Source organism: Dyella soli (genome assembly GCF_054482295.1).
Window position 1 is genome coordinate 195,360 of sequence record NZ_JBTFFU010000004.1, and the last position, 24,227, is coordinate 219,586.

The 24,227-nt window shown below is 66.5% G+C and carries 23 protein-coding genes and 1 tRNA gene; 5 read left to right on the top strand and 19 right to left on the bottom strand.

Annotated features, from left to right (window positions below; all coding sequences use genetic code 11):
- The first annotated feature begins 18 nt into the window (after positions 1-18).
- Positions 19-843, top strand: a complete 825-nt coding sequence (queF, locus tag ACXU4B_RS17270; RefSeq protein ID WP_131413184.1) for an NADPH-dependent 7-cyano-7-deazaguanine reductase QueF — start codon at positions 19-21, stop codon at positions 841-843.
- A 166-nt stretch (positions 844-1,009) separates the two neighbouring features.
- Positions 1,010-1,630 carry a hypothetical protein gene (locus ACXU4B_RS17275; protein ID WP_165583263.1) on the top strand — a complete coding sequence of 207 codons (621 nt, stop codon included), beginning with the start codon at positions 1,010-1,012 and terminating at the stop codon, positions 1,628-1,630.
- A 74-nt stretch (positions 1,631-1,704) separates the two neighbouring features.
- Here ACXU4B_RS17275 and ACXU4B_RS17280 read toward each other — a convergent pair whose 3' ends face one another.
- Positions 1,705-2,256, bottom strand: coding sequence for an HdeD family acid-resistance protein (locus tag ACXU4B_RS17280; protein ID WP_131413178.1), 552 nt, complete (start codon positions 2,254-2,256; stop codon positions 1,705-1,707).
- Positions 2,257-2,544: 288 nt separating this feature from the next.
- Here ACXU4B_RS17280 and ACXU4B_RS17285 point away from each other — a divergent pair, with 288 nt between their 5' ends.
- Positions 2,545-2,751 carry a CsbD family protein gene (locus tag ACXU4B_RS17285; protein WP_131413176.1) on the top strand — a complete coding sequence of 69 codons (207 nt, stop codon included), beginning with the start codon at positions 2,545-2,547 and terminating at the stop codon, positions 2,749-2,751.
- Positions 2,752-2,820: 69 nt separating this feature from the next.
- Here the strand turns inward: ACXU4B_RS17285 and ACXU4B_RS17290 are convergent, their stop codons facing one another.
- The 6 genes from ACXU4B_RS17290 to ACXU4B_RS17315 form a co-directional block, all read right to left on the bottom strand.
- Entirely contained in the window at positions 2,821-3,171 is a 351-nt protein-coding gene (locus tag ACXU4B_RS17290) for an ArsR/SmtB family transcription factor (RefSeq protein WP_240734189.1), read from the bottom strand.
- A gap of 40 nt (positions 3,172-3,211) precedes the next feature.
- Positions 3,212-4,084 (bottom strand): MBL fold metallo-hydrolase, encoded by an 873-nt coding sequence (locus ACXU4B_RS17295; RefSeq protein WP_131413174.1) that lies wholly within the window; start codon positions 4,082-4,084, stop codon positions 3,212-3,214.
- The gene (locus ACXU4B_RS17300) at positions 4,084-4,506 is read right to left on the bottom strand and encodes a DUF6691 family protein (protein ID WP_131413172.1); all 423 of its coding nucleotides are present in this window, start codon (positions 4,504-4,506) and stop codon (positions 4,084-4,086) included. The genes ACXU4B_RS17295 and ACXU4B_RS17300 overlap by 1 nt, the downstream gene beginning before the upstream one ends.
- The gene (locus ACXU4B_RS17305; RefSeq protein ID WP_131413170.1) at positions 4,503-4,934 is read right to left on the bottom strand and encodes a YeeE/YedE family protein; all 432 of its coding nucleotides are present in this window, start codon (positions 4,932-4,934) and stop codon (positions 4,503-4,505) included. The genes ACXU4B_RS17300 and ACXU4B_RS17305 overlap by 4 nt, the downstream gene beginning before the upstream one ends.
- A gap of 153 nt (positions 4,935-5,087) precedes the next feature.
- Positions 5,088-5,164: transfer RNA gene (locus ACXU4B_RS17310), tRNA-Arg, on the bottom strand.
- A gap of 116 nt (positions 5,165-5,280) precedes the next feature.
- Positions 5,281-7,179: a M61 family metallopeptidase gene (locus ACXU4B_RS17315; protein ID WP_131413168.1), complete on the bottom strand. Its 1,899-nt coding sequence runs from the start codon at positions 7,177-7,179 to the stop codon at positions 5,281-5,283.
- Positions 7,180-7,437: 258 nt separating this feature from the next.
- On the opposite strand from ACXU4B_RS17315, the gene ACXU4B_RS17320 reads away from it, so the two are divergent.
- Positions 7,438-8,022: an outer membrane protein gene (locus ACXU4B_RS17320; RefSeq protein ID WP_165583262.1), complete on the top strand. Its 585-nt coding sequence runs from the start codon at positions 7,438-7,440 to the stop codon at positions 8,020-8,022.
- A 68-nt stretch (positions 8,023-8,090) separates the two neighbouring features.
- Here the strand turns inward: ACXU4B_RS17320 and ACXU4B_RS17325 are convergent, their stop codons facing one another.
- From ACXU4B_RS17325 to ACXU4B_RS17340, 4 genes are all read right to left on the bottom strand, one after another.
- On the bottom strand, positions 8,091-9,533 hold the full coding sequence (locus ACXU4B_RS17325; RefSeq protein ID WP_131413163.1) for an amino acid permease: 1,443 nt from the start codon (positions 9,531-9,533) through the stop codon (positions 8,091-8,093).
- Between the two features lie 85 nt (positions 9,534-9,618).
- Positions 9,619-10,887 carry a sterol desaturase family protein gene (locus ACXU4B_RS17330; protein ID WP_131413161.1) on the bottom strand — a complete coding sequence of 423 codons (1,269 nt, stop codon included), beginning with the start codon at positions 10,885-10,887 and terminating at the stop codon, positions 9,619-9,621.
- Positions 10,884-11,603, bottom strand: coding sequence for a lysoplasmalogenase (locus ACXU4B_RS17335; RefSeq protein WP_131413159.1), 720 nt, complete (start codon positions 11,601-11,603; stop codon positions 10,884-10,886). Before ACXU4B_RS17335 ends, ACXU4B_RS17330 begins: the two co-directional genes overlap by 4 nt.
- A 92-nt stretch (positions 11,604-11,695) precedes the next feature.
- The gene (locus ACXU4B_RS17340; RefSeq protein WP_131413157.1) at positions 11,696-12,745 is read right to left on the bottom strand and encodes a glycerophosphodiester phosphodiesterase; all 1,050 of its coding nucleotides are present in this window, start codon (positions 12,743-12,745) and stop codon (positions 11,696-11,698) included.
- A 282-nt stretch (positions 12,746-13,027) separates the two neighbouring features.
- Here ACXU4B_RS17340 and ACXU4B_RS17345 point away from each other — a divergent pair, with 282 nt between their 5' ends.
- Positions 13,028-14,356: an alpha/beta hydrolase family protein gene (locus tag ACXU4B_RS17345; RefSeq protein WP_131413155.1), complete on the top strand. Its 1,329-nt coding sequence runs from the start codon at positions 13,028-13,030 to the stop codon at positions 14,354-14,356.
- A 49-nt stretch (positions 14,357-14,405) separates the two neighbouring features.
- On the opposite strand, the gene ACXU4B_RS17350 is transcribed toward ACXU4B_RS17345, so the two are convergent.
- The 8 genes from ACXU4B_RS17350 to ACXU4B_RS17385 all read right to left on the bottom strand — a co-directional run bounded on the left by ACXU4B_RS17350 (position 14,406) and on the right by ACXU4B_RS17385 (position 24,227).
- The gene (locus ACXU4B_RS17350) at positions 14,406-14,888 is read right to left on the bottom strand and encodes a hypothetical protein (RefSeq protein ID WP_131413153.1); all 483 of its coding nucleotides are present in this window, start codon (positions 14,886-14,888) and stop codon (positions 14,406-14,408) included.
- On the bottom strand, positions 14,885-15,757 hold the full coding sequence (locus ACXU4B_RS17355) for an FAD:protein FMN transferase (RefSeq protein ID WP_165583261.1): 873 nt from the start codon (positions 15,755-15,757) through the stop codon (positions 14,885-14,887). The genes ACXU4B_RS17350 and ACXU4B_RS17355 overlap by 4 nt, the downstream gene beginning before the upstream one ends.
- On the bottom strand, positions 15,732-16,262 hold the full coding sequence (locus ACXU4B_RS17360) for an FMN-binding protein (protein WP_131413149.1): 531 nt from the start codon (positions 16,260-16,262) through the stop codon (positions 15,732-15,734). The genes ACXU4B_RS17355 and ACXU4B_RS17360 overlap by 26 nt, the downstream gene beginning before the upstream one ends.
- Positions 16,263-16,271: 9 nt before the next feature.
- Positions 16,272-17,204 carry a DUF6662 family protein gene (locus ACXU4B_RS17365; protein WP_131413147.1) on the bottom strand — a complete coding sequence of 311 codons (933 nt, stop codon included), beginning with the start codon at positions 17,202-17,204 and terminating at the stop codon, positions 16,272-16,274.
- A gap of 246 nt (positions 17,205-17,450) precedes the next feature.
- Positions 17,451-18,524 (bottom strand): acyltransferase family protein, encoded by a 1,074-nt coding sequence (locus tag ACXU4B_RS17370; RefSeq protein ID WP_205746624.1) that lies wholly within the window; start codon positions 18,522-18,524, stop codon positions 17,451-17,453.
- A complete protein-coding gene (locus ACXU4B_RS17375; protein ID WP_338069403.1) occupies positions 18,521-20,824 on the bottom strand; it encodes a family 20 glycosylhydrolase in 2,304 nt (767 codons plus the stop codon). Before ACXU4B_RS17375 ends, ACXU4B_RS17370 begins: the two co-directional genes overlap by 4 nt.
- A gap of 30 nt (positions 20,825-20,854) precedes the next feature.
- Positions 20,855-21,352: a hypothetical protein gene (locus ACXU4B_RS17380; RefSeq protein WP_131413143.1), complete on the bottom strand. Its 498-nt coding sequence runs from the start codon at positions 21,350-21,352 to the stop codon at positions 20,855-20,857.
- 103 nt (positions 21,353-21,455) lie between these two features.
- The gene (locus ACXU4B_RS17385) at positions 21,456-24,227 is read right to left on the bottom strand and encodes a TonB-dependent receptor (protein WP_131413141.1); all 2,772 of its coding nucleotides are present in this window, start codon (positions 24,225-24,227) and stop codon (positions 21,456-21,458) included.

A 24,227-nucleotide genomic window follows, 5' to 3' on the forward strand; every position in this document is an offset into this window, starting at 1 on the left:
GGCGGTACAATGCGCGCCATGAGTACCCCCGAACATTCCCCCCTCGGCAAGACCACCGCCTACGCCGACCGCTACGACCCCGGCCTGCTGTTTCCGATTCCGCGCAGCGGCAAGCGCGAGGAGATCGGCGTGTCCGAACCCCTGCCGTTCCACGGCGCGGATATCTGGAACGCCTACGAGCTGTCCTGGCTGGACGCACGCGGCAAGCCGGTGGTCGCGCTGGCCGAGTTCCGCGTGCCGGCCGGCTCGCCCAACATCATCGAATCGAAGTCGTTCAAGCTCTACCTCAACGGCTTTTCGCAGGAGCGCATGCGCGATGCCGACGTGCTGGCCGCGACGCTGGCGCGCGACCTTTCCGCCGCCGCCGGCGCACCCGTCGAGGTGATCCTGAGCGAAGCCAGCGCACGTGGCCACGCGTTCCGGGACCTGGAAGGCGAGCTGATCGACCACCAGGCGCTGGACATCGACGACTACGGGCCGCCCCGAGCCGACTACCTGGCCGCCGATGCAGGCGCGCCGGCCGTCGAGCAGACGCTGGTGTCGAACCTGCTGCGCTCCAACTGCCCCGTCACCGGCCAGCCGGACTGGGGCAGCGTGCAGATCCGCTATCGCGGCGCGCCGATCGACCCGGCGGGGCTGTTGCGCTACCTGGTGTCGTTTCGCAATCACAACGAATTCCACGAGCAGTGCGTGGAACGCATTTTCGTGGACGTGATGCAGCGCTGCCGCCCCGTGCAGCTCAGCGTCTATGCGCGCTACACCCGCCGCGGCGGACTGGACATCAACCCCTATCGCAGCACCGGCATGGAACTGCCGGGCAACCCGCGTGGCGCGCGCCAGTAGGCGGCCGGTGCACGCGCTCGTCACGGGCGTCAAGGTGGCGTGGAGACGGTTCGCCCGGTAATTGCCGCTTCAGTCCCGCGGGATTAGGCTCGTCTCATGCAGGCGCCTGACATTGCGGCATGAGCGGTCCGGTGCGTGCTTTTCGCCACGATTCACGGGGTCAGATATGAACGTTCAGGCACGCAACACCGCTTTGTACTGCGCGACCCTTGCCGGCCTGCTGATGCTCGGCGCATGCGGCAAGAGCGAGCAGGAATCCAGTCCTCCGCCGGCCGCGCCCGCCGCCACCACACCGGCGCCTGCGCCGTCGTCCACCGCCACGCCGCCGGCACCGCCCGCCAGCACGCCGGCGCCTCCGACCGCCACGCCGACCGCACCGGCAGCACCGGCCTCCACGCCGGCACCGTCCGGCACCAGCGGCAAGGCGGCCGCCATCCGGCCCGCCAGCGAGATCAAGGTCGCCGCGATCACCATCGGCAGCGCGGTCGATGCCGCGCATGCGGTCAGCAAGGAACAACGCCACTTCGCCCCGGGCGACAGGTCGATCTACGCCAGCGTGTCCACCGTGGGCAACACCGACAACGCCACCCTCAATGCCCGCTGGAGTTACCTGGACGGCAATGAACACGCCTTCAGCAGCACCAGCGAATCGATCGCCACCGATGGCCCTGCCGTCACCACGTTCAAGGTGCAGAACCCGAACGCGTGGCCGGTGGGCAAGTACAAGGTGGTGATCTCGCTCAATGGCAAGGCCGTCGCCAGTGAGGGCTTCGAAGTCAACGGCTGATCGCGACGCGGGTCGGCGATAGAAGGAAAGGCGCCTGCGTGGCGCCTTTTCCTTGCCGGACGAAGCGCCTGGCGTCAGAGCGACGCCTTCCAGCGCTGCAGGCGGATGCCTGCCACCAGTTGCAGCACGCCATAGACCAGCGCGGCCGCACCGATCCAGATCGCCACCGTCAACAGGCCGGCCGCCGGATAGGCGAAGAACAGCATGCCCAGCAGGATAGCCAGCACGCCGCTCAGCGCGATGAACCATTCGCCGCGGATTTCCTTGCGCACGCGGATGGCGAACACGATGCGGTAGATGCCCGCCACGATCAGCCATGCGGCAAGGAACAACAACAGCAGGTTCACCACCGCCAGCGGATGCATGATGGCGAGCAGGCCGAACGCGATCGACGCCAGCGCATAGACCACCAGCCATCCGCGCGAGATGGCCCCCCTGCGCTGGAACAAGGCAAACACGCTGGCAATGCCTTCGGCCAGCGCCATGATGCCGAACGCCCAGGCCAGCGCCACCACGGTGCTGCCCGGCCAGACCAGCGCACTCAGTCCAAACAGCACCGAGATGACACCGTAGATCACCAACAGCCAACCCGTGCGACCCAACCCTCGCTGCAATACCGAAGCCATAGCGCGCACCTCCGTGATGTTGAAAGACGATCGGCCATGCATCGCGGCAAGTGCGGCGTTGTCGATGGCTTGACGGCCATGCGTCCAGCGTCGAACCTGCCCATCGCACGTTCATCGACGCATCATCGATGTCGACGGGACGCGAACGTCATATCAGTCGCCGGCATACGCCGATGAACCGCAGCCGCGGACGGGAACATCAGGGGCACGCATCCTTAACCCGCTCGCTGTTCGAATCCACCCCGCAATGCGCATTGCCTTCATCCCCTTCCCTAACGAGGCATAGTCATGAATCAAGACACCATCCAGGGCCAGTGGAAGCAGCTCAGCGGCCAGATCAAGCAGCACTGGGGCAAGCTGACCGACGACGACCTGAAAGTCGCCGAGGGCAATGCGGAATACCTTTCGGGCAGGCTGCAGGAACGCTACGGCCTGGCCCGCGACGAGGCCGACAAGCAGGTCAAGGCCTTCGAGAAACAGTTGCGCCATCACTAGGCGCACAGCACAAGGAGGGAGGCCGCCACGGCGGCCTCCTTCTCCGCGGCAGCGACCGCGCCGCCTTGCTCAGGATTCCGCGCAGAACAGCTCGAACAGCCGCGCCATCAGCGCGTGCACCCGCTCGTCGCGAATGCTGTAGTAGATCGACTGGCCTTCGCGCCGGCCAGCGACCATGCCTTCGCCGCGAAGCAGCGACAGGTGCTGCGACACCACGCTTTGGGCAAGACCCAGCTGGTCGGCCAGCTCGTTCACCGAGCGCTCGCCGTCGAGCAGCTGGCAAAGCAGCAACAGGCGATGGCGATTGCCCAGGCCCTTGAGCACGGCGACGGCTTCGTCCGCGCGATGCCGCATCGCCTCGACCGGGCTGGTCGCCGGCTTCAGTGCGCGCCGGGTGGCATGGGGCGAGCCATGGCTCATGGCGTCGGCGCCCCCTCAGGCAAATGCATGGTGCAGCTGCTCATAACGCATTGAGCGGGATCTTCAGATAACTGATGCCGTTGTCTTCCGGGGGCGGCAAGTGGCCGGCGCGCATGTTCACCTGCACGGCGGGCAGCAGCAGCCGGGGCACGGCCAGCGTGGCGTCGCGGGTCCTGCGCATGGTGACGAAGGCCTCTTCGGACACGCCGTCGCGCACGTGCACGTTGGACTGTCGTTCCTGCCCGATGGTGGTTTCATGGGCGAATTCATCCCTGCCCGGTGCCTTGTAGTCGTGGCACAGGAACACGCGCGTGTCGCCAGGCAGCGCAAAGATGCGCTGGATGGAGCGATACAGCTGGCCGGCGTCGCCACCGGGGAAGTCGCAGCGGGCGGTGCCATAGTCCGGCATGAACAGGGTATCGCCGACAAAGGCGGCATCGCCGATCACATGGGTCATGCACGCGGGCGTGTGGCCTGGCGTGTGCAAAGCCATCGCCTCGATCTCGCCCAGGCGGTAGCGTTCCCCGTCGGTGAACAGATGGTTGAACTGGCTGCCGTCGCGCGGAAAGGCATCGCCCGTGTTGAACACCACGCCGAAGGTCTGCTGCACCGCGCGGATATGCTCGCCGATGGCGAGCTTGCCGCCCAGTCGCGACTGCACGTACGGCGACGCCGAAAGATGGTCGGCATGCACGTGGGTGTCGAGCACCCACGCCACGGTCAGCGCCTGTGCTTGGACGAAGGCGATCATCGCGTCGGCCGAGTCGTGGCGAGTGCGGCCCGACGCGGCGTCATAGTCCAGCACGCTGTCGATCACCGCGGCCTGGCGCGTGGCCGGGTCCCACACCACGTAACTGAAGGTGTTGCTTGCCTCGTCGAAGAACGCCTTGACCTCGGGTCGCTGCGCAGCCATCACGTTCTCTCCTTTGCAGACGGCCAGCGCGCGGCGAGCCACCAGCCCACGGCCATGGCGCCGGACAGCAGGATCACGGACGGCACGCCGCCCGCCAGCGACGCGAGTGCCGGACCGGGGCAATAGCCGGCCAGGCCCCAGCCGATGCCGAACAGCGCCGCGCCCACGACCAGCCGCGCATCGATGTCGCGCGCCGTCGGCACGCGAAACGACGTGGCCAGCCACGGGCGGGACTGTCGCCAGATCCAGCGATAGCCGATCGCAGTGGTCAGCACGGCGCCGCCCATCACGAACAGCAGGCGCGGGTTCCACGCGCCGAACAGATCAAGGAAGCCGAGCACGACCGCCGGCTGGGTCATGCCCGCCACGCTCAGGCCCATGCCGAACAGCAGCCCCGCCAGCAAGGCGATCCATGACTTCATGCGCCGGCACCTCCGAGCAGATGGTGCGTCACGAACACGGTGACGATCCCGAAGGCCACGAACACCGTCGTGGCCAGCAACGACCGCGGCGACATCCGCGCGACACCACAGACGCCGTGCCCGCTGGTGCAACCGCTGCCAAGCCGCGTGCCAAACCCCACCAGCAGGCCGGCCACCAGCATCCAGGGCCACGCCACCTGCGGCGCGCCGATCCCGCTCTCGCCGCGCAGACCGGCGAGCAGCAGCGGGGCCGCGACCAGGCCGGCGAGAAACGCCAGGCGCCAGGCGCGATCGCCGGAAGCGGCGGCCGTCAGCAGCCCGCTGGCGATGCCGCTGATGCCGGCGATCCGGCCCAACGCAGCCATCAGCAGCACGGCAGCGAGCCCGATCAGGACCCCGCCGAAGGCGGAAAGCAGCCAGGGATGCATCGTTTCCACCGCCCGGAGATATATTCGATTTATCTAATATATGCCGACCGGCCGGCCGCTGCAAAGCCAGCGGGCGCGCGATGCCGGCAAGCATCGCTCGACGAGGCGTCGAGGGTCTGCATGGGCGGGGGAACGGTGGTGTACACCGGAAGATGGCGCGCCCGGAGGGATTCGAACCCCCGACCAATGGCTTCGGAAGCCACTACTCTATCCGGCTGAGCTACGGGCGCATGAGCGTCGGCACGCACACCAGGACGAAGCCCGTGGTGTGCGGCGGACGCGCAGTATAGCGGAGTTGGACCCCTGCTTGTCGCCCTCTCCCCGAAGGGGCGAGGGTCACCTCGTATCAACGCGCCTTGAGCAGCTCGGACAAGCGGTCGGGCTTGCCGGCGATGCGCTCCAGGTGCGGGTACTTCTGGCCATCGTGGTAGTCGATGCGCAGAGTCTTGTACTCGTCGAAGTTCTTCACCAGCACTTCGATCGGCTGGTTCTTGTCCTTCGCCGAGGCATCCACCGCCGCCTTGATGGCGTCGCTGGAATATTCCTTGCCGTTGATCGCGATGACCTTCATGCCCGGCGACAGGCCGGCCTTGAAGGCCGGACCGTCCCACAGCACGTCGGTGATATCGCCGCTCTTGCCCATCGTCACGCCGAGCGAGTAAGCGAGGTTGGCACCACCCAGGCGCGTTTCCACCGCCTTCGCCCCGGCCGACGGCTTGTCGTTGTAGACGAGCTTCCAGCCGTTCGCCTCGAAACCACCAATGATCGGGCCATGCCCGTCCAGGCGCTCGCGCAGGTAGCTGGTCCAGTCATACGGCGCGATGTCGTTGAGTGTCTTGACCACGTCCTCGAACGTATACGGGTTGACGTCCCACTTGCCGTTCTCCATGCCGAAGAACGCCCTGGCGAAATCGTCGATGGAGTGCTTGTCGGCGGTGAGGTCGCGCAGCTTGCCGTCGACGTCCAGCCAGATCATCTGGCCGCCGGAGTAGTAGTCCTCGCTCATCTGGTAGTTGCGGTACGGCAGCGGGCGGCGCATCGCGATGATCGGGTCGTTGGTGGTGTCCTGGATATTGCGCCACTGCTGCAGGCCCGGGCGGCCCTTGTCGTAGGTGGCCGCGACCAGGGCGAGCATGTCGAGCGCCTCGTCCTGCTTCCACAGGCCCGAGCGTGCCGCCATCACATAGCCCCAGAACTGCGTCTGGCCTTCGTATACCCACAGCAGGCTGTCCTGCATGGGCACGTTGAAGCTGGGCGTGGCCAGGTCGGCGCCGCGACGGTACTTGCCGTCCCACGAATGGTTGAACTCGTGCGACAGCAGGTCGCGCACGATGGTGTTCTTGTCCCACTCGGTGAAGTAGCCGGTGCCCACGCCGTTTTCGCTCGAGCGGTGGTGCTCGAGGCCGTTGCCCGACATCTTGTCGCTGAGCGAGAACAGGAAATCGTAGTGGTCGTAGTGGTGCGCGCCGTAGAGCTTGTACATCTGCTGCACCAGGTTCTGGTGCACCTTCAGCTGCTCGGGCTTGATCTCGAGGAACTTCGCGTCATCGGCGACGATGTTGAGGAACACCGGCGTCTTCGCGCCCGGATCGAGGTCGACGCGCTTGAAGTACTTGCCCGCGTAGATCGGCGAATCGACCAGGTCGCTGTACCTGATCGGCTTGAAGCGCACGGTGTCGCCGTCGCGCGAGGCCATCTCCAGCGCGGTGCCGTACTGCCAGCCGGCCGGGAAGGTCACGCTGGTCTCGGCCTGGATGCGGCTGGCGAAATAGCCGGCCGGATACAGCGACACGGCATTCCACTGCAGGTTGAGCATCTCCGGCGTCATCACCACGCGACCCTGGCGCGTGTCCTGCGCGGAGAGGAACTGGAAGTCCACCTCCACCTGGCTGGCACCCGCGGGCACGTCAACGTGGAACGCGAACACGTTCAGCGGATCGCGCTTCCACGCCAGCGTCTTGCCGTTCGCCTTCACCACCAGGCCGGCCAGCTTGTCGACCGGGCCGGTGGGCGAATGATTGCCCGGCAGCCATTGCGGATACAGCAGCGTCAGCGGACCCGGCTGCGCCGGCACCACCTCGTGCACGCGGAACACGCGGCGCGCGATATCCGTGGCGTCGACGTTGATTTTCAACGTGCCGCTGAACGGCGTGTCCTGCGGCGCGGGTACTTCCGCGAGGGCGGCGAAGCTGCCCAGTCCAAGAGCCGAAACGAGGATGGCGGAAGCGAGGCGTGAAACTTTCAAAGGGTTCTCCTGACGAGCGTCCATGCGACAGCGGCACTGCATGAAACGTGAATCCGTGATGCTAGTGGGCGACGGCGCGCGGCACCCCCTGCCAGAGGTCATGGCGCACACTGAACCTCGCCCGTCCCGCGGTAGCCGCGAAGGGCTACGCACGCGGCGAATGCCTTTATCCTTTTCCCACCGCGATCCCCACGCGGACCGTTGCGACACTCCCCCTTCGACGTCGCGGCGGAATCACAAGAAAAGATGGAGCATTCCATGAACAAGACTTTCATTGCGGCCGCCTTGGCCGTCGCTGCTGTTTCGCCGTTCGCCGCCCAGGCCGACGAGAGCAACCAGCTCGACAACTTCTTCGTCGCCGGCAACCTCGGCCAGAGCAACTACCGTCTCGGCGGCGCCTCCGACAAGACCGACGTGTTCCAGAACGTGCGCTTCGGCTGGCGCTGGAACGGCCTGGTGGGCGCCGAAGTCGGCTATGCCTACCTTGGCAAGGTGAAGAACAACTACGACTTCGCCAGCGCCTCGGCCAAGCCGCGCGCCGTGCAGCTGGGCGTCACCGCCAAGTACAATTTCCTCGACAACTGGTACGTCACCGGCCACGGCGGCTACCTGCGTTCGCGCACCACCGCCGCGGTCACCGTGGGCGACGTCTCGGCCTCGGAGAAGAGCTGGAACAACGGCTGGTACGCCGGTGCCGGCGTGGGTTACGACGTCACCCACAACGTCAGCCTCGCGCTCAACTACGACAACTTCCACGTGAAGTACGGCCGTGCCGGTGCCAGCGAGCCGCAGGAAAACACCAACGTGGCTGCGTACTCCGCTTCGGTGGAATACCGCTTCTGAGCCTTGCGTTCAGCGCAGGAAGAAAAACGGCCGCAAGTGCGGCCGTTTTTATTTGCGGTGCCGACGCTTCAGCCCGGCAGTTTTTCCAGCTTGCTGTGGCGCATGCCGTAGCTGAAATAGATCACCAGCCCCAGGCTGACCCAGATCAGGAACACCACCCACGTCTTCACCGGCAGTTCCGACAGCAGCCAGATGGAGAAGCCGATGCCGATCAGCGGGATCAGCGGCACCCATGGCGTGCGGAACGAACGCGGCAGGTCGGGCTTGCGCCGGCGCAGGATGATCACCGAGGAGCAGATCACGATGAAGGCCGACAGCACGCCGATGTTCACCAGTTCGGCCACCTTCTGGATCGGCGTGGAGCCCGCCACCAGCGCGGTGAACACGCCCAGCGCGATGGTCGGCCGGTAAGGCGTGCCGTAGCGCGGATGCACCTTGGCGAACCAGCCCGACAGCAGCCCGTCGCGAGCCAGCGCGAACCAGATGCGCGCCGCGCCCAGCATGAAGGCGAACAGCACGCTGATCAGGCCGAACACCGCCGACACGGAAACCGTCAGCGCCACCCAGTGCAGGCCCAGCGCCTTGAACGCGTCAGCCACCGGGGCATCGGTCTTGAGCGTGCTGTAGTGCGCGATACCGGTCAGCACCAGCGACACGGCCAGGTACATCGCCATGGAGATGCCCAGCGACAGCAGCACCGCACGCGGCAGGTCGCGCTGGGGATTCTTCGATTCCTCGGCTGCCGTGGTCAGCGTGTCGTAGCCGAACACTGCAAAGAACACCACCGCCGCGGCGGTCGCCACGCCCTGCAGGCCGAAGTGGCCCACGCCGTCCGCGCCGATCACGCGCTGGGGAACAAACGGCACCCAGTTGGAAGGATTGACGTAGAACGCGCCGACGCCGATGACCAGGGCCACCGCCAGCACCTTGATGGTGACGATGAAGGTGTTCAGGCGCGCACCCCACTCGGTGCGCATGGTCAGCAGCGCGGCGACGCCCACGGTGATCCCGGCGGCAATGACGTCGAACACCTGTCCCGGCTTGTCGGGATTCATCGCGCCCCGCGCCCAGACCGGCAGATGCACGCCCAGGCTGGCCAGGGCCGACTGCACATAGCCGGACCAGCCGATCGCCACCACCGCCACGATCAGCGCGTACTCCAGCAGCAGGTCCCAGCCGATCAGCCAGGCAGCCAGCTCGCCGAGCACCGCATAGCCGTAGGTATAGGCGCTGCCGGTGACCGGGATCAGGCCGGCGAACTCGGCGTAGCACAGCGCGGCCGCCGCGCTGGCGATGCCCGCGATGAGGAACGACAGCGCCACGGCCGGGCCGGCATTGATCGCCGCCTGCTGGCCCGCCAGCACGAACACGCCCACGCCGATGATGCCGCCGATGCCGATGGCCGTGAGCTGCCACAGACCCAGCACGCGCCGGAAGTCCCCCCGCTTGCCAGCCTCGGCCTGCAACAGCTCCACAGGCTTGTGGCGCACCAACTTGTTCAAGACACCCATCAGCTCATCCCCGGGAAACGAGCCGCGATCATAGCGAATGCCCCCGCCACTGCCATGCTGCAGCTGCGCGAGCCCTTGCCTGCGCTCAACCGGGAATGGGTTTGCCGCTGCCGGCCTGCCCACGTGCGCCGAGCGCGAGCCAGCCCAGCGCCAGGGCACTGAGCACGGGAATGGCCACGAGCGCGGCGATCGCGCGGACGTCCAGATGGGTCACGCCGAACCAGTCGCCCGTGAACAAGGGGATGCACGCGGTCACCAGCAGGCGCAGCCCTTCCAGGACCAGGCCGCTGCGCCGGCCTTCGGTCAGCACGCCGAGCGCATAGAGGCTGAGCAGCAGGAACACCGCATAGCCCACCAGCGAGCCGGCCGGCAGGTGCTTGGCCAGGTCGAGGAAATGCACGCCCATCGCCAGCAGCAGCGCGAACTGCACGAGGCTGTACGCGGTGAGCCCACGCGACAGCGGCGGCGTGAACCGCTCGCGGCGGAGATCGAAAGCGGGCTTGGGAAAGCGCGCCGCGACGTCGGCCGGCCGCCAGCCCGGTGGCTTGAGCCACACCAGCAGCTTGTCGCGCCAGCGTCGCGCATGCCACGCGTCCTGCAGCGTGGCCCAGTAGACCTCGGCGTTGGCCCACAGCGGGTTCCAGCTGCGCAGCGGCGAGCGCGTGCCGTAGACCGGCGGCTCGTTGTCGTCCTCCTCGACGAAGCTGCCGAACAGGCGGTCCCACACGATCAGGATGCCGCCATAGTTCCGGTCCAGGTATTTGTCATTCACGGCGTGGTGCGCGCGATGGTTGGACGGCGAACAGAACACGCGGTCGAACCAGCCGAGCCGGCCAACCAGCTCCGTATGCACCCAGAACTGGTACAACAGGTCGATCAGCGCCACTACCACGAACACTTCCAGCGGATAGCCGACGACGGCCATCGGCAGATAGAACAGCCAGCCCAGCAGCACGCCGCTGCCGGTCTGGCGCAGCGCGGTGCTCAGGTTGTAGTCCTCGCTCTGGTGATGCACCACGTGCGCCGCCCAGAGGATGTTCACCTCGTGGCCCGCGCGGTGCAGCCAGTAGTAGCAGAAGTCGTAGCACAGCAAGGCGCTGACCCATACCCAGGCGCTGCCTGCAGGCAAGGCGAACAGGGCAAGGTGCTGCGCGCACCACGCATAGATGCCGAACGTCAGCAGCTTGCTGAACACGGCCACGATCTGCGAGATCACGCCCAGGCCGAGGCTGTTGATGGCATCGGTGCCGTGATACACGACGCGTCCGCGCAACCGGGCCACCAGCAGCTCCAGCGCGATCAGCGCAAAGAACACCGGCGTCGCCCAGGTAATGATGATTTCCTGCATGTTCACGCGTGTTTTTCCAGCCGACGGACCGAGCGCGCCAGACACCACAGCGCCACGTAGTAGGTTGCCAGGATCCACATCGCCGCCAGCGGAATGGTGACGCGGAACCGGTTCCAGGCAATGAGTGTATCGCTGAACATGAAGATCGACGCGCCGATCGCCGCCCACCGCGACGGCTCCGCCAGGTCGCCGGCCGCGTGCCACCAGGCGCGAGACAGCGCCTGGCCAGCCATGGCCGCGAGCACCGCGACGTAGACCACCACCGGCGTATGGAGCGGCGGCGGCAACGAGGGCCAGAGTGCCCACAGGTTGAGCGCGCCATACGCGAGGCAGGCCAGCAGGGCCAGCGGCCGCGGCGCGAACCGCACGTCGTCCAGCAAGGCCCGGATGAAGCAGGCGTGTGCGAGCAGGAACGCCACCAGCCCCGGCACGAACGCATCGCGGGGCAGCATGAGAAACACGTCGCCGGCGAGGGAAAACAGCATGCCGATGGTGATCCAGCGCCGGTAGCGCGCCGACAACGGCACCGCCGTACGCCACGCCATCAGCAGGATCAGCACGGTCGCCAGCGGCTTGCAGGTCCAGTGCAGCCATTGCCAGCCATCGGCCATGCCCGGCGCGGCCAGCAGGGCGCCCACGATCGCGCCGATGGCGGCGAGCGCGACTGCGCCGTTGTGATTCCACGACGGCAACACGGCCGCCCTGGCGTTTGAAACAGACATGCGCGATTCCCCTGCCCTCGATGCATCGCGATCTTAGAACGCCCGGACCCGGCCGGGGTTGCCGGCAAGGTCAAACAGGCGAACGTGCGGCGTCAGCGGCCGTCCAGCGCCTTGCGGCCCAGCGCCGGATCGTCGGTGAAGAACGCATCGATGCCCGCATCGAGATACGCGCGTATCTCGGCCACCGAGCCGGCGGCGTTGAGCGTGGCCGGGTCGCTGCCCTTCCAGAAGTTCTTCGCCTGGAACTGGTTTTCCGGCCGGAACGTGTACGGATGCAGCTCCAGCTTCACCGCATGCGCGTCGTGCACGAGCGAGGTAGGCTGGCCGAGCGTGCCGTCGGCAGCGAGCGGAATGATGGCGCGGATGTTCGGGCCAATGGCGTTGGCGTAGGCAGCGATGTCGCGCAAGCCCGCCGGCGTCATCATCTCGCCGTAGCTCAGTCTGCCGCCGGCGGCCACCACGTCATAAGGTTGCGCGCCCGCGTTGTCGAGCAACTGGAGCAGGCGGATGTTCGGATGGTTGTTGCCGAGCCTGCCGCGCAGGTAGCGCAGGTTGGCGATCTCGAACGACTGGATCTCCACCGGCGCGACGCGCGTGTAGTCGTGCGCGGCAAGGATGGCCAGCACGCGGTCTTCCATCGGCAGGCCGATCTTCTGGAAATACGTGCCGTGCTTGATCTCGGGGATGATGCCGATCACGCGGTTGCGCGTGGCCGATTCGGCCGCCACGAAGTCGATGATTTCGTCCAGCGTGGGCACCTGGAACTTGCCGTCGTAGGCGATGCTGCGGATCTGCGGCAGCCGTTCGCGTGCACGCAGCGTCTTGAGTTCGTCGAGCGTGAAATCCTCGGTGAACCAGCCGGTCACCTCGTGGCCGTCGATGGCCCTGGTGGTCTTGCGCGAGGCAAACTCCGCGTGCGCGGCCACATCCGTGGTGCTGCTTATCTCGTTCTCGTGCCGCGCGACCGGCACGCCATCGCGCGTCATGACCAGGTCGGGCTCGATGTAGTCGGCACCGTCGGCAATCGCCTTGGCGTACGACGCCAGCGTGTGTTCGGGGCGCTGCGCGCTGGCGCCGCGATGGCCGATCACCAGCACCCTGGCCGCCAGCGGCGGCTCTTTTGCATTTGCCTCGATGCCCATCAGCAGGATGCCTGTAGCCAAAACGGTGAGCCAACCCCGACCAACCATGTCCAACCCCTGTCGCGCCTTCCATCACGCCGCTGCGGCGCAAGACATCCACCCATCGTGGACGGCCCCCTGTCCATCATCGTGGCGAACGACGGCCGCATGCAACGCATGCCGCGGACCGCGGGACTGCCCACGGCAAGGCATGACTGATGGGGCAGGCATGACTTGCGGCCAATGGTGTGGGCCCGGGCCGGTGCTAGCGTGGCTGCGGATCCCCAGAAACGGATGTCGACCATGCTCACCGTGCTTTTTGCCGCCCTCATGGGCAGCGCCCTCCCCGCGTCCGATTGCCATGTCGGTGCGTATCGGCTCGCCGATGGCGGCTCGCTCGACATCGGACCGGCCAAGGGCGCCGACCTGCGCTGGCGACGCATCGACGGCACCACCGGCAAACTGACGCGCGGCGCCAACGACGCCTGGACCAGCACGACCGGCTGGACGGATCGCCCCGACGGCAAGGACGTGGTGTTTACCGATTGCGCCAAGGGCAGCCTCACCTTCGGCGGCGTCAAGGGCCAACGCATCGCGCTCGAGGTCCACGACGGCGTGTTCACGGGCGAAGGCGGCACCCGGCTGGCCGGTCGCCTGATCCTTCCCGCCGGCAAGGGCAAGGTACCCATCGTCGTACTCGTGCATGGATCGGAAACCAGCTCCGCCCGCGTTGACGACGCCATGCAACGGCAGCTGCCCGCCGAAGGCGTGGGCGCGTTCGTCTACGACAAGCGCGGCACCGGCGAGTCGGAAGGCAAGTACACGCAGGACTACAGCGTGCTCGCCAACGACGCAGTGGCGGCGGTGGCGGAAGCGCGCCGGCTCGCCGGCCCGCGCGCGGGCCGCGTGGGCTATCGCGGCGGCAGCCAGGGCGGCTGGGTGGCGCCGCTCGCCGCCACCCGGACCAGGGTCGATTTCGTGATGGTGGGTTATGGCCTGGCCATTTCGCCGCTGGAGGAGGATCGCGAAGCCGTGGCGTTTCAGCTGCAGCTGAAGGGTTACGACCAGGCCACCATCGACAAGGCCTGGGAGCTTTCCGATGCGGTCGGGCTGATCCTCTCCAGCCATCTAACGCAAGGCTTCGACCAGCTCGATGCCGCGCGCGCGAAGTACCGCAACGAGCCCTGGTACAAGGACGTGCGCGGCGACTTCAGTTATCTCGTGCTGCCCTACACCGCCGACGAGATCCGCGAGAAGGGCAAGGCATACATGTTCGGCACGCCGTGGCATTACGACGCCATGCCGGTGCTCGAAACACTCGGTACGCCGCAGTTGTGGATGCTGGCCGAGGACGACATCGATGCACCCAGCAGGGAAACGCTGCGCCGCCTGCACGCGCTGCAGGCCAAGGGCAGGCCCATCACGACGGCGCTGTTTGCCCACGCCGAACACGGCATGTACGAGTTCGAACTGGCGCCCGACGGCACGCGGCTTTCCACCAGGCAACCGGAAGGCTACATGCGCATGACGCTTGACTTTGCCCGCGGCGCGCTGCGCGCGCCCTACGGTGCGAGCCAGATGGATTTTCCCGCCGATGCAGGTACGGCACGCAGCGCGGCACCCACACCCTGAGCATGGCGCGGGGGCGCGACCGCCAAGGCGAAGAAGCCAAGCATCGGCTTCAACGGTGCTGCTGGCGGCGGCGCCCCTGCACGATGTGGAGCGCGAGCAAGGCGGGCAATGCCAGGCCCATCGCCCAGTGGGCCACGGCGCTGATGCCACGCCAATGGTCGTCGGTGAGGTAGTAGAGCAGATAGCCGGTCAGCGACAGCCAGGCCAGCAGGCCGGCCGACAGGCCGCCGGACAGCCGCTGGCGGCGCGTGCGCCAACCGGCCACGATGTGCACGCCCCAGACCAGGCCGAAGCTCCACAGCGCGGCAAATGCCATGGCGGCATGCAGCCGCAGCCACCATGCCTCCAGCGGATGGGGCTCGTCGCCGAACTCGCCCTTGCGCAGCAGCGCATAGTGGAACACCAGCCACAGCGCGCCGCTCAGCCATAGCGTCCAGCCAATGCCGTACACCAGGTATCGGCGATGGCGCGACAGCCGCAACGGCGCGCGGTGTTGGCCCACCACGGCATGCGGCAACGGGTGCGTCTTCACGAGGCACCCCCGATGTGGGTCCACTGCCCGCTCGCATCCTGCAGGTGGGCGACGGCACCGAACTGCCGGAGCAACTCGGCACTTCGCGTGCCGAGGGCCATGACGACCTTGGTGAGTGCATCGGCGTGCATGCAATCGGCGGCCACCACGGTCGCTACCTGGGCCAGGCCCATGCTGCCGCGCCGCTGCCCGTCGACATGCGGGCCAGAACCCGCCTGGACGTAGGGTCGGCCGCTGCTGGTGGCCACCGCGGCCTCGCCCAGTTCAAGCACGGGCTGGTAGGACGGACTGGCCTCATCGGTGGCAATCGCCACGCGATGCGGTCCCTCGCCCAGCGTGCGCAGGTCACCGCCGGCATTGACGCAGCCGTGCACCATGCCATGTGCGCGCAAGGCTTGGACGGCGCGGTCGACCGCATACCCCTTGGCGATGCCGCCAAGGTCGATCCACAACGCACGTCGTCGACGGACGCCGTGATCGCGGTCGAGCTCGATGTCCCTCCAGCTGGCTGCGGCATCAGCCATGGCGGCACCGGCGGGTGTCGGCAGCAAGCCGCGCTCCACCAGTTGCGCTGCGACGGTCACGTCGAAGGCGCCATCGGTCAGCTCGGAAAGCCGCAGCGCTTCGCGCAGCACATCGGCCGTCTGTGCATCGATGACAATGCGCTCGCCCGGAGCTGCGGCATGCAATCGCGCAAGATCGCTGCCGGCATCGTGGAAGCTCATCAGCGCATGCACGCGGGCAATCGCCGCGAACGCAGCGCTGATCGCCTCGTGGGCTTGCGCTTCGTCCGCACACCGGACACTGACGCTTACCGTCGTGCCGAGCAGCGGGCGCGCGCGCTCAATGGTTCGGATTGGCGAGAACAAGGGCGTAGGTCGCAAGCAGGCGCTTGACGCCGTCGGTAATGTGGCGGCTCGACAGCGTGGCCCCGGAGATGTTCTTGATGTCATCGCCGATCTTGAGCGGTGCCTCCCTGGTCTTGCCGGTGAATTGTGCGCGCCACGATTCGTTGCGCACCTGGTCACCGTAGGTTTCGCGGTACTCGAGAATCTCGACCGACTTCACCGCGCCCTGGGCGTCGATCGCCACGGCGAACGGAATGAATTCGTGCTTGCCGACCACCTGGTCGGCGATGAACCAGCCACCGGAGGAAACCTTCCACACCTTCACGTCGGGCGACAGCACATTGACGTCGGTGGCCTTCTCGATCGCCTTCATCTGCGCCGGCGTCAGCGTGAGGAAGTCGGGCGCGAAGGTGGCGCCGGGGAACATCACCGCCTGTGCCTGTTCCACGCTCATGTAGACCGTGGCCTGCACCGGGGCGCTGATGACGAGTGCGTAAGCGGGAATGAGCAGGAATCGCGATTTCATACAGTCACCTCAGAAGTACCAGCCGGCCTTGATGCGTACGCGGTATTTCTCGAAGTCGTTGTCGTAGATGCGTCCGCCGACGATGGCGCCGGGCACCGTGTCGGAATGCGACGAGGCCCACGGCAGCTGCTCGAGAAGAGTCGCCGTGACAAAGAAGTTCTTGCCGCCGTAATGGATGACGGGACCAAAGAAGTACCCGTCGTTCGATTCCTTGCTGAAGTTGTAGCTGTTGTATTCGTGTTCGTTGAGGAACTCGAAGCCAGCCGACCAGTTCGGCGCGAAACGATACGACGCGGCGATATTGAGGTTCACGTCGGTTTCGTAGCCCCAGGCCTTGCGCGTGGGGTCGCCTTCGACGGTGTCGTAGCGCCATTCGGGCGCATAGGTGAAGTTGAAGGCAGTCACCAGGCGATCGTCGAGGAAGTTCTTCTGCAGGATCAGCTTGGCCTCCAGCTCGCGGAACGCCGGGCCCACGGTCGGCTCGATATACACCGCGACGCCGAGCGGATCGTTGTAGGGACTCCACAGGCGATAGATCGCCTCACCCGAGAAGCCCACGAAGCGCGTGGCGTTGTAATGGTCGTCGGGGCCGGGCTTGTCGTAGGACAGCGGCTCCGGCGGCGTCGTCTCGGCGAACGGTCCGTTGTGATAGGCGCGCGCCCAGGTGTAGTTGGCGTAGAACGCCACCTGCAGCCGGTCGGTGAGGCCGTATTCGAATTCGGTGCGGCCATCGAGCTGGTCGAAGTAGCCGGCGACTTTCTGGTGACGCCAGGTCGCCCACTGCTCGACTTCCTTGGCGCCCTGCGGCAACAGGTCGGTCGTGTAGACGTAACCGAACTGGCTCTCTTCGGCCATGGCGGCAGGCGCGTGGCCAAGCATCGCGGCGAACAGCGCGAACGCGGCGACGATGCCGCTCCGACGGCGGGCTGACGTGTGCGACATAACTCTCCCTGGAAAGGCACAAGCGACGCCGCGAATATTAAGTGATAGTGATTCGCATTTGCAACTTTATGATGCAAGTCAAGCCCTTGCGGCCGATGACCTGCGCTCTATGCGCCAAACCCTACGTGCGCGAGAGCCGGACAGTGATTGACCCTGGCGGGCCAGACAGGAACGCCCCGCCCGCGCCTGGACTCGGGCAGGCATTCCGGAGGCTTCGACGCGAAGCGCTGAAGGCCGCCGGGCGGCCTAGAGCTTGATGTACAGGCGGCGTCGGTCCATCGCGTAGACGATCAGCCACCACACGGCCACGAACACCAAGGCGAAGGCGAGCGAGGCCACCCGGGGACCAGCCAGCGGCGTGATCCAGCCGGCGAACGCGTGCTGATAGAGCGGATCCTGGATGCCTAGTCCGGGCAACAGGATCTGCATCAGTTCGGAGCCGGCATAGGCGGCGACCGCGTTGACGCCGAAGCGGCGGCCGATGGCAGGCCAGCCGCGCTGGTCGACCAGCACATGGAACAGCACCAGCGCGAGTGCGGCCCAGCCGGCCGTCCACAGCACGAAGGACGAGGTCCACAGGTTCTTGTTGAGCGGAAGCAGCAGCGACCACGCCAGGCCAAGCACCACCGAGGCCACACCCGCCAGCAGCAGCGGCTTCATCTTTTCCTCGCGCAGCCACTGGCCGGCACGCAGGCCGAGCAGGCTCGTGGCCAGTGACGGGATACAGCCCGGCAAACCTTCGGGGTCATGGCCCAGTCCGGTGGCCGGATCGATCAGGTAGACAAAGCGGCCGAAGATGGCGAAGTCGGTGCGGCTGACGATATTGACGAACGGTTCCAGCGAACCACCCCCCACCAGCAGGGCCCAGTAGCCGAGCAGGATCGCCACGATGGCGGCCCATTGCGTCCGCGGCCCGGTGTGGATGGCAAACAGCGCCGCGCCGGCAAAACACACGCCGATACGCTGCAGCACGCCGGGAAAGCGCAGGTGCGCGTCCGGCATGATCAGCCACGCCAGCACATTGATGGCCACGCCAAGCAGCAGGATGCGCAATGCACGCTTCAACGCGGCGCGCGTGAGGGCACCCTTGTCCGCGCCCTGTTCCACGCGCGGCGTGATCGCCAGGGCGATCGATACGCCAACGACGAACAGGAAGAACGGGAACACCAGGTCCGTCGGCGTGCAGCCGTTCCATTGCGCATGCTCCAGCGGCCAGTAGACATGGTCCCAGTCGCCGGGATCGTTCACCAGCAACATCGCGGCGACAGTGCAGCCACGCAGCGCATCGACCGACGCCAGGCGGCGCAGCATGTTGCTCATCGCTTCGTCCCGGCGCTGTCGGCTGCGGGCAGCAACGCGGCGGCGCCGATGCCGTAGAGCGGTCCGCTGATGGGCGAGGTGAACACCAGGCAGAGGTCATGCACGCCCGCTTGCCGGGCCAGCGCGCCCTGCAGCGAAAACGTGGCCGGACCGTCCTTGGGCAGCGGCAGCGTGGCGAGCACCCTGCCCTTGCAGCTATCCAGATGCACGACCAGCTCGCCCTGCAGCGTGCCCGCCTTGTGCGCCACCACCAGTTTCTGGTCGTGGGCCAGCTGGTAATTGCGCGGAAGACGGACGGTGTCGACGCGAATGGCGCCCACGCCGTCGAGTTTCGCCGTGCGGTACAGGCGGCAATTGTCGAACACGTTGATGAGGTAGGTCGGCGCCAACGTGGTGGCATCGGGCGTGGGCTGCACGCGCAGGCGGAAATCACTGCCGGGGCAATTCTCCAGCTCGCCGGTGCTGCGCGTGTTGAGGCTGGCGACGTCCAGCACGCGCTCGCGCGGCGCCGCGAGTTGCGTGCCATCGGGACCCAGCGCCACGGCCTTCACCGTGGTCGGCAGGCTCACGCTGAATGGCGTGATGTACAGCGGCGAGCTGGCCGTCGGCAGGCTGCCGTCGGTCGTGTAGTGCAGGCTGCCGGTCTTCGCCTGGTTGGACAGCGTCACGCTGGCCCGGCCACTGGCGATCGCCGCATTGCGGTCTACCTCGATGGTGGCGGCAAACGCGCTGTCGGCGTAGCCGATGTCCTGTGCGCGGTAGTGCGCCAGCTGCGTGGGCAGGCGGTCGAGGAAGCCATGCCAGTCGCGTGATGCCACCGGCGTCCAGGCGGATTCCGCCAGTGCGTCCATGCGCGGGAACACCGCGTGCTCGACGTGGCGGATGGTGGGCATGTGTTCGGTCCACATGTTCGCCTGCATGCCCAGCACGTGCTGCGCCTGCGCGGCGCTGAGCTGCTTCGGCACGGCCTCGAAGGCGTAGTAGCTTTCCAGCGACATCGAAGGCAGGCGTCCGGTGGTCTCGTCGGCGCGGTCGCTCTGCATCTGGTCCAGGTACAGCTGCGGCGCCGGCGACAGCACCACGTCATGCCCCTGCTTCGCCGCGGCGATGGCGCCCTGCGTGCCGCGCCAGGACATCACCGTCGCGCTGGCCGGCAGGCCGCCCTCGAGGATCTCGTCCCAGCCGATCAGGCGTCGACCGTGCGCGTTGAGGTACTGGCCCATCTGCCCGATGAACCAGCTTTGCATGGCGTTTTCGCTCTTGAGCCCCAGCGCGCGCATGCGCGCCTGCACCGCGGCCGAAGCCTTCCACTGGTCCTTCACCGCCTCGTCGCCACCCACGTGGATGTAGGTGGAGGGAAACAGCGCCATCACCTCGTCGAGCACGTTCTGCAGGAAATGCACGGTTGCGTCGTCGACGTTGTAGAGATACGGGTTGACGCCCCAGTCGGGAGACACCGGCGGACGCTTGCCGGTGACGCCCAGTTCCGGGTACGACGCCACGGCCGCCTGCGCATGGCCCGGCATGTCGATTTCCGGCACGACCACGATGTGGCGGTCGGCGGCGTAGGCGACGATGGCGCGGATGTCGTCCTGCGTGTAGAAGCCGCCGTAGCGCGTGGCCGGTACGCCTTCGGCAGCGCCGGGCGGCGTGCGCCAGGCACCGATGCGGGTCAGCTCGGGATAGCGCTTGATCTCGATGCGCCAGCCCTGGTCGTCGGTGAGATGCCAATGCAGCACGTTGAGCTTGTGCTGTGCCATCTGGTCGATGATCGTGCGCACTTCGGCGGTGGTCTGGAAGTGGCGCGCGGAATCGAGCATCAATCCGCGCCAGGCAAAGCGCGGCTCGTCGCGGATATGCACGGCCGGCACCTGCACGTCGCCGCTGCCATGCGCGGGGCTCAGCAGTTGCCAGGCGGTGATCGCGCCGTAAAACAGGCCAGCCTCCTCACGCGCCACCACGCGGATGCCCTGCGAGGTGACGTCGAGCGCATAACCCTCCGCATGGGACACCGGGGCCTGCGCGTCCCGCTTCAACACGATGGCCGGTCCCTGCGCCGGTCCATTGGTCACCTGCAACGACAGGTGGCGCGTACGCGCGGTGAGCGCTGCCAGGTAGTCGGCCGTGCGCCGTGCGGCCACGTCGTCCGCATCCACCACGATCGGGGTCTGCGCGCTGACGGTGAACGCATCGCCGGCGACAGTGACCTGGGCCGGCATCGGGATCACGTCCACGGTGGCGCCCGTGCCGTGGGCGAGCGCGGCGAAGCCCGCGAGGGCAAGGCAAACAACGGTGCGCATCTTTCTCATCGAGGTCTCGCTGCGAATGCGTCAGTCATGGGGAAAGTTGATGGCAAGCACATACCATGCAGCGCGCGGCAGCCATTGCCCGGTCCAGCGCCAGTCTTCGTCCTTGCCCGCCTGCGCGTAGCCCAGGTCGAAGGCGATGCCGTCCTCATGGGACGGCCCGCTGGTGATGCCGTTGATGATGGCGTCCGCTGCATGGATATAGGTATGGGACTCCAGGCACATGTACCGCGCGTTGCGATGCCCACTGCCCATCAGCATGCTGCGATGGTACGGATGGCTGCCGAGTATCCAGTCCAGCGGCTTCCACGCATAGGCCTGCAGGCTGGCGCGGAAGCTGGGATCGGGTTCCGCGTGCAGCTCCTGCCAGGTGCGCAGCAGGCTCCAGGCCGCCAGCGGAAGCTGTTGCGTAAGGAAGTAACGGGTGAGGTTCTGCTGCGACAGGCGGAGGCCGTAGTCACCCGTGGCGAGGCGCTGGCCGTGTTCACCACGAACGCCAGCGCAACCGCGAGACGGCGACATTGCTTCATGCCATCGACCTCATGCCCGGATCTGTTGCAGACCGCCGATGAAAAATCGGGCCCGGCAAGCGTGCCGGGCCCGTTGGCGGGGAGGAAGCCTTAAGTTAGATCTTGAAACGGAGGTTCAGGTAGTACTGGCGGCCGTTCACGTAGAACGCATACGGCTGCTTGCCGTAGGCCGGATTGACCGTGTAGTACTTGAGCTTCGGGTTGTTGAGGTTCATCGCGTCCAGCGTGAGCGACATCCACGAGGTGATGTTGTAGCCGAACGAGGCCGCCAGGTTGCCGATGCCCGCCTGGTAGAAGGTGTCGGTACGGCTGACACCTGCGTAGAACGACGAGCGGTAGGTGTAGCTGACGCGGGCGTTGAACATCTGGTTCTCGAAGTAGCCCGAGATGTTGTAGGTGTTCTTCGAGGTGCCCTGCAGCGGCGCGCCGTTCTCCGCCGAACCGCTGGCGTAGGTGTAGTTGGTCTGCACGCCGAAGTTGTCGCCGATCGGCTGGATGTAGTTCAGCTCGACGCCCTTCACGTGGCCGTCGACGTTGGTCGGCACGCTGACCTGGTACGTCGCGAACACATCGTGGCCGGCGGTGTTGCTGGCCTGCTGGTCCTTGAACTGGATGTTCTGGTTGCCGAAGTTGATGTAGTCGCTGAGCTGCATGCTATACGCACCGGCCGACACCAGGCCGCGCGGTGCGAAGTACCACTCCAGCGCGCCCTCGAAGTTGGTCGAGATGAGCGGCTTCAGCTGCGGGTTGCCGCCGCTGCCGGTGTGGGTCAAGTCATCCAGCGAATACGAGCCGGCCAGCGCGGAGTAGTCCGGACGGGTCATGGTCTGCGAGGCATTGAAGCGCGCCAGCAGGTCATCCGTCAGGTTGAACTTGAAGTTCACGCTCGGCAGGAACTTGTCGTAGCTGTGGTTGTACGTGTTGACGTAGTAGTCACCGAACGCCGAACCGGTGATCGGGCCGGCCGTTGTGTACTGCGACACCGCGCTGGAGTTGTAGTTGATGTCTTCCTTGGTATAGACGTAGCGCATGCCGACGTTGCCGCTCCAGCGATCGCCGCTGAAGTTCGCCTGCACGTAGGCCGCCGTGTCCTTCTCGTTGACCTTGTAGATGTTCTGCCAGTTGAAGCGCGTCACCGGGTTGCGGTTGGCGAACTGGGAGTCGAACGCGGCCAGCGCACCCGGGCTGTAGTACCACGCCGGGCCCGGGCCGTTCACGCCGAGGTCGCCATTGAAGCCGCTCGGGTAGTTCGACCAGCTCTTCGGATAGTTGGCCGGGTTGGTCCAGTCGCCCGTCGGGCCCTGGCCGATGTCGGTCTTGTTCTCGCGCGTGTGGTCGGAATAGCGAACGCCGAAGTCGAGCGTGTTGAGGAAGATCGGCGAACTGTCGACGGCCCACTCGCCGTCAGCCTGGTAGAAGTCTTCCTTGTCCTTGACGTGGATGTCCTGGTCGCCAAAGATCCAGCCGGCCGACGGAATGATGCCCGACGGCGTGGTGTTGTCGCCGCCGATGGACCAGTTGGTCGGCTGACCGGTGCCGCGCATGCTCCAGCTGGCGCCGGCGCCGGCGCCGAAGCCCAACTCGCTGACGTCCTGGTGGTCGCTGTTGCCCTTGCCGGTGGTGGTACCGATCTGGCCGGTGAAGGTCAGGTGGTCGTTGGCGCGCCATTCGGCATCAAGCGTGGTGTACTTGGAGGACGAGGAGGCACCCGGGCGGGAGATCATGTCGTACACGCCGTACGGCGTGGTGCTGCCCGGCTGCGGCGCGAACGTCGCGTTGGTCAGCACATTGTTCTTGACCACATAACCCGGCTGCAGGCCCGCACCACCACCGACGAACTGGCTGGACCACAGCATGTAGTTGCGGTTGTAGTTGTCGGCCTTGAGGTCCGAATAGAAGCTGTTGAGGTTCAGGGTCAGGTTGTCGAGCGGCTTCCACTCGAGGTCAACCGTGCCGCCCTTGCGCGTACGCGTCTGGGTGAACAGGGTCTGGCCGATCAGGTTCGGGTAGTACACGCCCGCCAGGTCCGGATGGGCCGTGGCGATGGCGCTGCCGGCGCCGATCTGGTTGTAGCCACCCACGATTTCCTGGCCATCGCGCTGCAGGCTGCGCTTCTCGTAGAAGGCCTGCACCATGACGCCGAACTTGTTGTCGTCGGTCTTCCAGTTGACCAGGCCGTTGAACTGCGGCTTGGTGTCGCCCGGCAGGTCGGAATAGACGCCGCCGATGCTGCCCTGGGCGGTGAACTGCTGCGCGAACTCCAGCGGCTTGCGGGTGATGATGTCGACCGTACCGGCGCTGCCGCCTTCCTGCAGCTTGGCTTCCGACGACTTGTGCACGACGACTTCGCTGACGACTTCGGCCGGCAGCAGGCTGTAGCTCACGCTGCGGCCCACGGTCTGCACCTGGCTCAGCACGAACCAGTCGCCGGTACCCACGGTATGACCGTTGACCAGGGTCTGGGTCATGCTCGGGTTGGTGCCGCGCAGGCTGACGCGGTCGTTTTCGTCGAAGCCGCCTTCGCTGGCGCTGGACGAGCTGATGTTGACGCCAGGCAGGCGCTGCAGCGTGTCGGCCACGTTCTTGGCCGGCAGCTTGCCGATGTCTTCGGCGGTGATCACTTCAACGTGCGAGTCGGCAGCCTTCTTCAGGTTCAGCGACTCGGCTTCCGAATCGCGGATGCCGACCACGGTAACCGTGCCGAGCTCCTTGGCCTTGGCCTTCTCGGCCGCGGTCTGGGCATTGTCCTGGGCAGCTGCGGCCGGGCCGGACTGCGGCGCCTGCGCGGTATCAGCGGCGAACACGGAACCGGACAGACACAGCCCGGCGATGATGCTTGCTGCTAGCAGAGTTTTACGATGTGACAT